15 protein-coding genes are annotated in these 12,456 nt (G+C 24.2%); 3 read left to right on the top strand and 12 right to left on the bottom strand.

Going from position 1 to position 12,456, the window contains the following annotated elements:
* The 6 genes from ACTT9R_RS05200 to pseF form a co-directional block, all read right to left on the bottom strand.
* A partial coding sequence (locus tag ACTT9R_RS05200) for a hypothetical protein (RefSeq protein WP_440926955.1) occupies window positions 1-1,123 on the bottom strand: 1,123 nt, incomplete at its 3' end.
* An 18-nt stretch (window positions 1,124-1,141) separates the two neighbouring features.
* Entirely contained in the window at window positions 1,142-1,276 is a 135-nt protein-coding gene (locus ACTT9R_RS05195) for a hypothetical protein (protein ID WP_440926954.1), read from the bottom strand.
* Between the two features lie 3 nt (window positions 1,277-1,279).
* Window positions 1,280-3,280, bottom strand: coding sequence for an acyltransferase family protein (locus tag ACTT9R_RS05190; RefSeq protein WP_440926953.1), 2,001 nt, complete (start codon window positions 3,278-3,280; stop codon window positions 1,280-1,282).
* A gap of 65 nt (window positions 3,281-3,345) precedes the next feature.
* The gene (locus tag ACTT9R_RS05185; RefSeq protein WP_440926952.1) at window positions 3,346-4,371 is read right to left on the bottom strand and encodes a hypothetical protein; all 1,026 of its coding nucleotides are present in this window, start codon (window positions 4,369-4,371) and stop codon (window positions 3,346-3,348) included.
* 58 nt (window positions 4,372-4,429) lie between these two features.
* The gene (pseI, locus tag ACTT9R_RS05180) at window positions 4,430-5,467 is read right to left on the bottom strand and encodes a pseudaminic acid synthase (protein ID WP_440926951.1); all 1,038 of its coding nucleotides are present in this window, start codon (window positions 5,465-5,467) and stop codon (window positions 4,430-4,432) included.
* Window positions 5,468-5,488: 21 nt separating this feature from the next.
* Complete coding sequence (gene pseF / locus ACTT9R_RS05175) at window positions 5,489-6,175, bottom strand: pseudaminic acid cytidylyltransferase (protein ID WP_440926950.1); 687 nt, start codon at window positions 6,173-6,175, stop codon at window positions 5,489-5,491.
* A gap of 128 nt (window positions 6,176-6,303) precedes the next feature.
* Here pseF and ACTT9R_RS05170 point away from each other — a divergent pair, with 128 nt between their 5' ends.
* From ACTT9R_RS05170 to ACTT9R_RS05160, 3 genes are read left to right on the top strand one after another with little or no spacing between them, the layout of a single operon-like run.
* Window positions 6,304-7,584 carry a DegT/DnrJ/EryC1/StrS family aminotransferase gene (locus ACTT9R_RS05170; protein ID WP_440926949.1) on the top strand — a complete coding sequence of 427 codons (1,281 nt, stop codon included), beginning with the start codon at window positions 6,304-6,306 and terminating at the stop codon, window positions 7,582-7,584.
* Window positions 7,585-8,106, top strand: a complete 522-nt coding sequence (locus ACTT9R_RS05165) for a GNAT family N-acetyltransferase (protein ID WP_440926948.1) — start codon at window positions 7,585-7,587, stop codon at window positions 8,104-8,106. It abuts the gene before it with no gap.
* On the top strand, window positions 8,090-8,938 hold the full coding sequence (locus tag ACTT9R_RS05160; protein ID WP_440926947.1) for a hypothetical protein: 849 nt from the start codon (window positions 8,090-8,092) through the stop codon (window positions 8,936-8,938). Before ACTT9R_RS05165 ends, ACTT9R_RS05160 begins: the two co-directional genes overlap by 17 nt.
* A gap of 27 nt (window positions 8,939-8,965) precedes the next feature.
* Here the strand turns inward: ACTT9R_RS05160 and ACTT9R_RS05155 are convergent, their stop codons facing one another.
* The 6 genes from ACTT9R_RS05155 to ACTT9R_RS05130 form a co-directional block, all read right to left on the bottom strand.
* Window positions 8,966-9,649 carry an SDR family oxidoreductase gene (locus ACTT9R_RS05155; protein WP_440926946.1) on the bottom strand — a complete coding sequence of 228 codons (684 nt, stop codon included), beginning with the start codon at window positions 9,647-9,649 and terminating at the stop codon, window positions 8,966-8,968.
* Window positions 9,646-10,206: a UDP-4-amino-4,6-dideoxy-N-acetyl-beta-L-altrosamine N-acetyltransferase gene (pseH, locus tag ACTT9R_RS05150; RefSeq protein WP_440926945.1), complete on the bottom strand. Its 561-nt coding sequence runs from the start codon at window positions 10,204-10,206 to the stop codon at window positions 9,646-9,648. The genes ACTT9R_RS05155 and pseH overlap by 4 nt, the downstream gene beginning before the upstream one ends.
* Before the next feature lie 15 nt (window positions 10,207-10,221).
* Window positions 10,222-11,148, bottom strand: a complete 927-nt coding sequence (locus ACTT9R_RS05145) for a ketoacyl-ACP synthase III (protein WP_440926944.1) — start codon at window positions 11,146-11,148, stop codon at window positions 10,222-10,224.
* A gap of 55 nt (window positions 11,149-11,203) precedes the next feature.
* Complete coding sequence (locus ACTT9R_RS05140; protein WP_440926943.1) at window positions 11,204-11,452, bottom strand: hypothetical protein; 249 nt, start codon at window positions 11,450-11,452, stop codon at window positions 11,204-11,206.
* Entirely contained in the window at window positions 11,449-12,183 is a 735-nt protein-coding gene (locus tag ACTT9R_RS05135; RefSeq protein WP_440926942.1) for a methyltransferase, read from the bottom strand. Before ACTT9R_RS05135 ends, ACTT9R_RS05140 begins: the two co-directional genes overlap by 4 nt.
* 30 nt (window positions 12,184-12,213) lie before the next feature.
* Window positions 12,214-12,456, bottom strand: a 243-nt coding sequence (locus ACTT9R_RS05130; protein ID WP_440926941.1) for a hypothetical protein, incomplete at its 5' end; no start/stop codon positions are given.

Below are 12,456 nucleotides of genomic sequence, written 5' to 3'. Positions count from 1 at the left end.
CTATAATACTATAATTTTTATTTCTTTTATTAATAAATGAATTTAAAAATAACGCTCTATCATTTGTATTGCTACTTTTAAGTTTATTATTATTAAATTCATTAATTATATTAATTGCTTTATTAGCAGATTTTGCAATCATAACAACATTACTGTGATCTGAAAAATGACTCTTAGTATAACCCTCTGGAGTTAAATATTCTAGACAAATGGTAATTTTTTTTCTTTGAACCGAATCGACTAAAATAGAAGTTGGTGCTGATATTACTATATCTGACCAAACTATTAACTCAGTTGTATTCAACTCATCTTTACTAAATAAAGATGATTTTAATGGCCCAATTTCCCGAGGTTTATTTCCAAATTTAATCTCAATATTCTTTATTTTTTTTATCTTTTCAATTAATTTAAGATGATCATTCAAATTTTCAGAAGTTGATCTTAAAAAATATGCTATTTTTATTTTTTTATTTTTAAGTGCATTCTTACAATTATATATTTTTTTTAATTTTATCATCCATTTAGTGTCATATCTTGGGGATCCACATAATAAAAATTTTTTAGAGGTTTGAATCTTTTTTTTATAAGGTGCAAATAAATTTGGAGATAGATAAAAATTTATTTTTTCAAACAAATAAATTTCTCTATCTTTTTTAATTTTTATTGTGAATAGGCCTGAGGCAATACATAAAACTGGAATATTTATTTTATTACAAGCATTAATAATTAGTTTTCTTTTATTTTTAGGTAAACTTTCTTCTATAGTAACACTTTTAAAGTCATTTTTTTTTAAAAATTTTATGAAGTTATTTTCGTTAAAAAATATCTTTGAGATATAAATTTTTTTCCAAATTCTATCTAATTTATTTAAAAAGAATGAGGGTAAGCTCATTATTATTTTTAATACAATGTAATTTATTTTATTAACAAAACCCAAACATAATTGTCCGTGATTTTGATTGAATTTGGATTTATTTAAATACCGAATTAATCTATGATGACTAAAATCCTGCATAGGATTTACAAAACAAATTTTAGTTTTTTGGCCTTTTTTATTTAATCCATCAATAATTGGTGCAACAGTATCGAGACTTATAAAAAGATCTACTATAAATAAGTGCATAAACAATATTTTTTCAATTTAGTTTTTTGCCTTTGGTGCACTTAAGAAAATAAATTTTTTATTACCAGCATTATTTGTGAATATTTTTGCAAATAAAAGTGGCTTTATATTGTTGCTTGAGTATAGTTTTTTGCTAATTTTTAAAATTTTCATCAGTTAATTTGTTAAAAATTCCTCAATTAAAATTTTATTTTTGTTAAAAATGTATTTTGCACCATAATTTGAAATATGGTTACTATCTAAATAAAATAAATCATTTTTTTCACCAACATGCATACATTCGTTTTTGTCACATAAGTCCTGTGTAGGATCAATAAATAACACTGAATAATTTTTAGCAAGTTTCTCATATGCAAATCTTTCTAATTCAAAGTTAAAATTTTTAATATTTTCTAAAAAATTATTTTTTTTAAAACTATCTCTGTAATAATTTTTACAAGATACTTCTTTCTTAAAAAATTTTGGTCTTGTTAAACAAGAAGTTATATCTAAATTATTACTAGAAAAAGCAGGTATTTGACCTAAAATCAGTATTTTTTTAATATTTCTAAAGTTTTTATTCTGTTTAATGATATTTATATTGTTTATAAAACCTTCAGCTATTTCTTTGTTATAATTTGAAAATTGTTGATTAAACCAAGCATTTCCAATAATTAAAACTTCAGCATTTGTAGTAATTTCTGAACAATTATAGAATTCTTTAAAAATAAAATCATTAATTAAAAAATAGTTAAAATCTGCTGGGTGTGGAAAGTTGTTACAAATTCTTGAATAATTAACGAAGTTATATTTGTTACGCTTTGAAAATTCTGCAAAGGGCTTAAACCACATTGTTCCATTACTATCTCCCATTAAAATCATGTCCGCATTTAATTCATCTCCATTTACACAAACTTTCTCAAGTACTTTTTCAAAAACACTTTTTTGAGATTCGCAATATTTTTCGTCAGCAGTGGTTTTAAGTTTATATAACATTTGTTTTTCTGCTTCATTTAATCTATTAACAAATCCATTTTGGTTAATTGTAAAAAAACAAAACCCGATGATTGAGACTAATATTATTACTGAAAAGATTTTTTTATTTTTTGAATAATTAAATCTCCATGGTTTTTCTATAAAAAAGTACATTAATATAGAGATTATAAAAGATAATATTAATATAATAATTTTATCGTAAAATTCTAAGTCTCCTAAATTGTAATATTTGTATAAAGAAATTAGTGGCCAATGAATTAAATATAAAGAGTAACTAATTAGACCAATTCCTATCATAATTTTATTATTTAAAATTTTATTGAAAAAACCTCTTTCGTTAAAAAATATTATACAGCTTGTTCCAATCATTGCTGGTATTAAGCTAATACCAGGAATTTTTGACTTATAATTTAAAGTTAAAATAGAACAAAAAATTAAAATTAATCCTAAAATAAAAAAACTTTGATTGGTAAAATCTCCATACTGTTTTTTTGGAATAAAACATAATATACAACCAAAAAAAAATTCAAATAATCTAAAAGGGGCATTATAAAATAATGTATCTGAAATATATTTACCGTAAAAAAATCCTCCAAAGAGATCTGTTTCAAAAAGCAATCCTTTTGTATAAATATATTCTATAAATACTAGTGAGAGTGTTGATGTAATAATTAAAAAAATAATTATCTGTTTTTGTTTTAAAAATTTAATTAAATAAATTAATATTATTGACCAGACTAAATAAAAACTCATTTCCACACCTAATGACCATGTATGCAAAAAAGGTTTAAACTCTGAAATTTGATTAAAATAATTACTCTCTGTCCAATAGAGTATATTAGAAACGAAAAAAATAGATGTAATAATTGACCTAGAAAAATTAATCAAATCATCTGGACTGAGTATTAGAAACCCAAAGAAGCTTGCCAAAACTGATACAAAAATAATTGCAGGCAATAATCTTTTAATTCTCTTAATTAAAAAGTTTTTAAAATTAAAAGTACCTCTTTTTTTATCTGATAAAATTATTGAAGTAATTAAATATCCACTTATTATAAAAAAAATATCAACTCCAATAAACCCACCATCAAAATAACTTATTTTTAAATGGTAAAAAACTACAGATAAAACAGCTATGGCTCTTAGACCATCTATTTTTGGTTGATATTCTATACTTCTCACTAAATTTAAAAACCTTTCAGAAAAATTTTTTATTTACTTAACAACTTGATTTTTAAATATATTTTTTAAAATTTTAAACAAAATATTCTTATAAATTGATAAAGAAATTTACTTAATTTTTTATTATTAAAAAAAATTGATCTTTTATCGAAGAAAAATTTTTTAAATTTATCCTCTCTATAGTTCATATTTATATTTAAATAGCTGCTTGTAGTTTTATTCATTATATCGATAGAGGGAAGAGATAGATTATCAACCGTACCATACAAAATTCTTAATAAAATTCTTGGTTTAGATTTACAATGACCTCCTGCGTGATAGCATTTAAAACTATCTATCAGAATTGCTGTTCCGCTTTTGCCTTCAATTGAAATTTCATTTATCTTTTTTTTATTGATTACCTCGTTTTTGATTTTTCCTCTATTACCTCTTATCATCGACTTATCTTCATCATATATTCTTGCAAAAGGACCTAAAAAGTCGAATTTAGTAGTAACAGTTTTAAATGGACCTGTTTCACTATCAATATCATTTATCGCTATAAATATATCCATACTCTTATAACCAAACTCATCTTTATGAAACATCATTGCTCCTCTTTGTTTCTCATAATTTCTAGGGATGTGGTAGGTAAGTGCTACTTTAGAAAGTATTGGAAAAACCTTTAAATAATTAGAGGCAGTTGAAATCATTAAGTCAGATGAAGCAAATTTGATTATCTCGTTTTTGGTATCCTCATCTAGCCGGTCAAATAATTGGGCAAAATATTTATCTTCACCATCATTACTTTCATTAATCCATCCATATGTTGGTGTTTTAATTTCTTCCTCTACTTTTTTTAAAAAGTTTTTATCACATACACTTAAAATTTTTGTAGCTAAATTTTTTAATTCCTGAATATTTTCAAGTTTGTAAATGGGTTTTGCTTGATTTAAATTATAAAAAAAATTTTTCTTTTTATAAAACCAAAGAAAATTTAATAATCTTCCATGAATATTGATAATATTTTTCCAAATAAAATCAAAAATTGGAACAATTAAAAATTTTAAAATTATAAACCAAAAGTAGCTCTTTTTAATTTTTAATATCATTAATATTTTTAATATATAGGTTTAGATTCTTTAATTAAAGAGTTAAAAATATAAAACTTTAAAACATTTTTTTTTTAATAGAACTAAATGCTTTAATTTTCTTTTTTGCTTTACTACCTATAACTTTAAAAATTAAATTAGAATTCACACCAATAAAAGGTCTAAAATTTGCTACATTTAATGGGGTAAATTTTTCTCCTTTATCAATATCCTTTGTAGAAAAAATAGAACGTCTTTGATTTAAGTTAACTTTTTCAGATTTTTTTAAATAAAATTTTTTCTCTCCTATCATTTTGTGATATTGATGAACTTTCTTTGACAATATCTTAAATTCATTGGGTAAAAGTGAGAATTTACCATCTAGAGATTTTTTGTTAAGTGTAAAATGTTTTTCAATTAAACAGCTTCCATAAAAAATTGACCCCAAAGAAGCCTCACTGGAAACTGTGTGATCAGAAAGTCCCACAAATTTTGTTTTAAATTTTTCTTTTATTAATTCAATTCGGGATAAATTTATTTCTGTTAAAGGAGTAGGATAGCCTGATACACAGTGCAATATTATTATTTTATTATGATATTTTTTTATTAAATCTACAGCAGTTTTAATATCCTGATAAGAGGCTAGACCAGTAGAAAGTATGATTGGCTTCCTTTTACTTGCCACATATCTTATTAAATTTAAATCTGTAATTTCCAATGAGGCAATTTTATAGATGGGTACTTTAAATTTTTCGAGAAAATCAACACTCTTTAAACTAAATGGAGTGCTAAATAATACAGCATTGATTTTTTTAGCAAGTTTAAAAGCTTCATTGTGCCATGAGTAAGGTGTCTGTGCTTTTTTATAAATTTGCCAAGGTGATTTATTTTTCCAAATCCCTTTTTTTATTTTAACCTTATCAGAATATTTTTTAATAGTAATATCATCAGCTTCATAGGTTTGAATTTTAATCATGTCAGCTCCTGCCTTATGAGCTTCTACTATATGTTTTAAAAATTTTTTTTTATCTCCACCATGATTTGCTGAAATTTCAGCAATTAACAAAGGTTTTGCTCCTATTTCGATTTTTATTTTATTAGTAATTTTAATTAACATAAAATTTTATTTATAAAGTATTTATTTTTTATTTAATAAATGAATTTTTTTTGCAAATTCTAAATCTTCTTTATTGTCAATATCTATTGATTTAAAATTTGACAAAACCTCCACACACGAATTTTTAGTAAAAGCAGATTTTTTTAGTAGCCAAGAATTTGTCTTGCCCCAATAGAATTGCCCTGCATCATGATACATTGGTTTTAAATCTTGAGTTCTTACTTTGTAGAATTTAAAGTTTTTGAAGTTTATTCTGTTATTTTTTGTTAAATAAAAACCACGTTGAGGGGGGTGTGAATATTTGTTAGCAGCAAAAACAAAATTAAATTTATTTGTTTTTATTTTTTGATAAGCATTTATTAAGTCTATTTCACTTAAAGAGACTGCTGTAGGGTAGATACAGCATACATATTCTGGGTTGTAAAGATTTTTTTGAACCCATTCAATTGCATGGTTTATTACACTAGGTGTTCCGGCGTAGTCATTTGATAAAGATTTTGGTCTTTTAAAATAAATTTTGGCTCCATACTTTTGAGCAATTTTTTGTATTTTTGCAGAGTCCGTACTTACTATAACATCGTCAAATAATTTTGATTTAATAGCTATTTTAATAGAATTATATATTAATGGCTTACCAAAAAATTTGACAATATTTTTATTTTTTATTCTTTTGCTGCCAGCTCGGGCTGGGATTATCGCAATATTCATATTAAATTACTTTAAAGTTTTTTCAATTTAAGTCAAAAATATATTTTTAAATAATTAATTTTTATATACAGTTAAAAATTAAATTATAATATCAAACAAATTTAAAATTAAATTAAAAGTTTTCTAAAATGAGAAATGAAAAACTAGCATTATTTGGTGGAACCAAAGTAATAAAAAAAACTTTCAAAAGATATAATTCAATTGGAAAAGAAGAAATTAACGCTGTTAACAAAGTAATGAAAACTGGAATTTTATCAAATTATATAGCTAATCGTAGCGATCAATTTTATGGAGGAAAAAAAGTAAAAGAATTTGAAACAATGTGTCAAAAATATTTCAACGTAAAAAGAGCTATAACTGTAAACTCTTGGACCTCTGGCTTAATTGCAGCTGTTGGTGCTCTAGATATTAATCCAGGTGATGAGATTATTGTCAGCCCCTGGACAATGTGTGCTACAGCGACGGCAATAGTTCACTGGAATGCAATTCCTGTATTTGCGGACATAGAGAATAAAACTTTTAATCTTGACCCAAAAAAAGTAGAAGAAAAAATTACTAATAGAACGAAAGCAATCATGTCTGTAGATATTTTTGGACACCCAGGTCCAATGGATGAACTAAAAAAAATTGCCAAAAAATATAAATTGAAAATAATCTCAGATGCAGCGCAATCTCCAGCGGCAATGTATAAAAATAAATATGCAGGAACAATGGTTGATATTGGAGGTATAAGTTTAAATTGTCATAAGCATATTCAAACTGGAGAAGGCGGCGTGTTATTCACGAATGATATTAAGCTTGCTGAAAGGATGTGCATGATAAGAAATCATGCGGAAGTTATTGTTAAAGGAAATTCAACAAAAGAGTTAGCAAATATGATTGGATATAATTTTAGATTAGGTGAAATAGAGTGTGCCATTGGAATTGAACAATTAAAAAAATTAAAATCAATCATTGTATCGCGTAGACGAATTGCAAAAAGATTAAATAAAGAATTAAAAAATTTAAGAGGGCTTCGAACACCAATTGTGAAAAAGGGATGCACACATTCATATTATGCATACCCAATGGTAATAGATACAAAAATGTTAGGTATATCCAAAAAAAAAATATACAAAGCCCTTATCGCAGAAGGTGTTCAGGGGTTGCAAATAAATTTTACGAATGTTCACAGATTGCCAATGTTTATAAATAAAATCGCATATGGAAAAAAAAATTTTCCATGGACCTATAACAAGAATTCAAAATTAATTAAATATGGTAAAGGTACATGTCCTGTAGCAGAAGATTTGCTAGATAATACTTATATGGGCTTTGGCATGTTTGTTTATGAATATACAAAATCTGATATTAATTTAATTATTAAATCTTTTAAAAAAGTTTGGTCTAATCTTCACAAACTAAAATAGATGATCTCTAAGAAAACAAATGTCATTAAATCAAAAAGAATTTATCTTAAAAATTTTACTAAAAAAAATTTAATAAAAAGATATTTTAATTGGTTTACAGACGATGGACATCTTAAATTTAGTCGACACAAAAAAAAAAATTACAAATATGATCATTTTTTAAACTATTATTTGTCTATAAAAAAAGCAAAAAACTTATTTTTTGCAATATATACAAACAAAAAAAATTTTTTTTTTGGAACAATAACTGCAAATTTAGATAATGAAAAAAAAAGTGCAGATATTGGAATTTTAATAGGGGAAAAAAAATATCTAAAAAAATCTTATGGTACTGAAGCATGGAAAGCTACCATGAAACATCTATTTAAATATTATGATATAAATGAAGTGACTGGTGGAGCAAAAACTAAAAATATAGGAATGATCAAAATTTTTAAAAAAAATAAAATGAAGCTACGCAAATCAAATCTAAAAAAAAAAACACAGATATTTTTTATTAAAAAAAATGATTTCAAAATTTAAAAATATAGGAATTGTAGCGCATGATGCGGCCTCAGGAAATATAATTTCACACTGGGTAAAAAAATATAATAACAATAATTATTATATTAAAGTAGAGGGTCCAGCTAAAAAAATTTTTAAAAGACTTAAGGTTAAGGGAAAACTAAACACAAATTATATGACTATAATTAAAAAAAGTAATTTTATTATCTCGGGAACAAGTGCTAAAAGTAAAATTGATCATAAAATTAGAATATTGGCAAATAAAAATAATATACCCAATGCAGGTGTTTTAGACCATTGGGTTTTGTTTAAAGAAGGTTTTTTGTTTAAAAAAAAATTAATACTTCCCTCTGAAATTTGGGTAACAAATATAAATGCTTTTAAATTAGCAAAAAAAGTATTTAAACAGAAAATAATAAGGATTAAAAAAAATATTTATGAGGAAGAAATTTTAAAAAAAATTAATAAAAATAAAATAAGCACCAAAAAAAAAATACTTTACTTATTAGAACCTTTTAAAGATAAAACTCAAGAAAAAGCTATTAATAATTTTTTTTTAAAAATAAAGAATAAAAAAAAAATAGAAATAATTTTTAAACCTCATCCGTCTGAAAACACCAAAAAGTATGAAAAAATAATAACAAAATATAGAAAATTTAATCCCAAAATCGATAATAAGTCAAAATTAGAGAGCTTGATTTCCTGGTCCAATGTTGTTGTTGGATGTCAGACATATGCAATGGTATTGGCTTTAAAAGCAAAAAGAAAAGTTTATACAATGTTACCTATAAATAACTATGAGTGCAATTTACCATTTAAAAAAATACTGAACTTCAAAAAAAAATATTAAATTTAACAAAAAAAAACAAAGTGCTTTTTAGTCTGCACCACCATCAATCTTTACTACAGAGCCATTTATAAAACTTGTATCAATAATAAATTTAATTGTATTAACAATGTCCCCTTTTTGACCTAATTTATCTGCAGGAATTTTTTTTATGATTTTATTTCTAATTTTTTGATTAAGTTTTTTGTACATACCAGTATCAAAAGCTCCTAATTCTATAATATTTGAGGTAATATTGTATTTGCCATATTCTTTGCTAATCACTTTAGATAGTCCAATCAAACCAGTTTTGCTTGATGAATATGCACCGGTACCTAAGTCTCCATTTCTAGCGCCAGATGAGGATATAAAAATAACCCTTCCCCATTGGTTAAAAATCATTTTTCTTAATAAATGTTTACTTAGCAAAAAAGATGTATTTAGATTCAAATCAATTATACTTTTCCATTCTTTGTATGATTGGTTTATAATTAAATTATCTTTTTTAACTCCAGCACAATTAATTAAAGTAATATTCTTTTCTGAGCTTCCTATTTTCTTTATAAATTTTAAAATTTCTTTCTCTTTAAGTAAATCTATTTTTATAAAAGAGACATTTTTTAAATCGATTTTCGGTTTTGTTAAATTATAAATTCCAATAACATTATCAAATTTAGATAAGGGTTTAATAATTTGTTGTCCAATACCGCCAGATGCACCAGTAAGAATTATCATTTATTAAATAATTTTTTTTTTTTAAAGTTGTTAAAAATTTTTTTTTTTGACCTTATCCAATCTTCATAAAAAAGCGATGTTATAATTATATTGTGATAAATATTACCTTGTCTGATGTGTTTTTTTAACAAACCCTCTTTTTTGAAGCCTAAAAAAAAGTGTATCTTTAAAATTTTTTTATTATCTGAAAGTGTTTCACCCCAAATTTTTCTTATTTTAAGCCTATTAAACATTATATCAATTAATTTAATTTCAACAAGTAAACCTAAATATCTGAAAGATTTTTCTCCTATATAAAACCCCCAAGTACATGTTTTGTTAACTTTATCAATTTCTTTAATGGTAGCTAATCCAATAGGTAAATTATTAAAGTATATAATTAATACTTTTTGTCTTTTATTTTTTTTTAGAGCCTTGTACCAAGATTTGTGAGTAGAATATGAAATAATTTTTTGATTAATCATTTTACTCCTTACATCTTGTTGATTTCTCCATGTGAGAATTTTTTTTAGATAAATGGACTTTATAGGTTTAAATTTTATGTTCTTTAAATACATTGTATTTATTCAGTATTAATTTAATTTTTTCCATTTTATAATACATGAGCCCCAGGATAGCCCCACACCAAAACCTGATAAAATTAAAATATCATTATTTTTAACAATTTTTTTTTTGTCAGCGTCTTTGAGGGCAAATGGTATTGTAGATGAAACTGTATTGCCTAAATTTTCTAAATTACTAAATATTTTTTTATTATTTATTTTCATCGCATAACCTAAAGTATTTAATATTATTTTACTTCCTTGATGAAAAAAATATTTTTTAATTTTATTATCATCGATTTTTGCAATCTTTAAAAGTTTTTTAATATTTTTTGGTATCTGAGAAATTGTAAACGAAAATATTCTAGATCCATTCATAAATAATTCATTTTTACTTTTACTCTTAAAGTTATTATTTCCCGCACCTTCTTTTACAATTAAATCAGAATAACCAGATCCATCTGTGCCCATCAAAAATGGGCCAATATTTTTTTCCTTTGATCTCGAAACTAAAATAGATGATGCTGCATCACTAAATAAAGGCCTGCATGTCCTATCTGACTTGTTAATAAATTTAGTGTAGGTGTCAGAACAAATTATTAATACATTTTTGCTCATTTTATTCTCTATAAATGAGACAGCAGTAAATAAAGCATACACAAAACCAGAACAACCCAAATTAATATCAAAACACTTTACATTAGAATTTAGTCCAAGTTTATTTTGTATGATACAGGATGTAGAAGGAAGAAAATATTCTGGTGATTGAGTTACGTACAATAGTGTATCAATTGAATTTTTGTTAAATTTTTTTAATACTTTTTTTGCTGCCCCTATCCCCAAATCCATGGCTGTTTGGTCATTTTTGGTGAACCAAATTTTATTAATTCCAGTTTTTTTAATTATTTTTTTTATATTCCATGAAGGGTTATTTTTTTTTAATGAATTGATTTTCACGCTATTCTTAGGCAGCATTGTTTCTATGTATTTAATAGTAGAATAGTACTTCAATTTATTTAAGCAGTTTTTTTTTTCTTAAAATTTTTTCGATCTTTTCAACAGTGTTTGCATCAGCAAGTTCTTTGATACTCTTAGCTTTACCTGATAATTTTTGATCTAATTGTAACATTATATTAAGATGTCCAATAGAGTCCCAATCTTCAAAACTATTTAAGCTAGCAGTATTTTTGTATCTTTTTTTTGGAAAATTTAATGCTTTAATAATTAAATTAATTAAATCTTCTTTTTTTAATAGTTTCATTTTTTTAAATTTAATTTTTTATTAATACTACTTGAATTAAAAGCAAAATAAATGTCTGTTTTCCAGAGCAGCATACCAAAATTGACTTTATAATTAATTATCTTTTTTTTTTTGAGTTTTTTCAAAGTAGCGATGTCTTTATACATTGTTTTTGGCAATAACCATTGTTTACTAGAAATTTTTTTAACATATTTAAATTTATTTTTCGCATATTTAATGATTTTGCTTGTATTAGAAAAAGATAATACTGGAAAAATTAGAACACCCTCTTTTAATAAATGATTATCTGCTTCATTTATCACTTTCTTTACTAATTTAGTACCATCCTCTCCGGCCATGCAACTAACCCTGTTAAACCAAGGTGAAATTTTTGCAATTTTTTCTGCAATACCAGACACGTCATTTATTATAAAATTAAATTTTTCTTTTTTCCAGGGCTTAAACAGATCGCCCTCTTTAGCATTAATATTTACACAATTTTTTTTGGCATTGAGTTTTATTAGGTTAATTGTTTTTTTATCTAAATCTGACGCAGATAATTTAAATTTTTTTTTAAAAATTTTTAATAATGCTATACCAACATAACCACTTCCAGCACCCACATCTAATACAGTGCCATTCAACCTTAAATTATCCTTAATAGTTTCAATTAACAAATCACTAGTACCCGTGGGATGAAAAACATTACTAGATAATTCTAACTTGATATATTTATTTTTAAATAATTTCATTAATTAATTCCAATAAAATTTTCTATTATTTTATTTTACATGTTCAATTATCGACATTGTTTGTATTGCATTATCAAGTGAATACAAATTATTTTTTCTACCATTGATTTCTTTATATAACTCTTCATAAACCTTTGATTGAGATAACATAATATCTGACTTAATTTTTTTAAAAGTTTTTGATTTATAATTTTTAATATAAATTTTTTGTCCACCTGATAAATATTTTAAATGAAAAAATCTATTTTTTGTTTCAAATGCACCATGAATTTT

The sequence above is a fragment of the Candidatus Pelagibacter sp. genome (genome assembly GCF_052049835.1).
Lineage (GTDB): Bacteria > Pseudomonadota > Alphaproteobacteria > Pelagibacterales > Pelagibacteraceae > Pelagibacter.
Note: the sequence above shows the minus strand (reverse complement) of the source record. Positions and strands in the feature narration are given on the sequence as shown.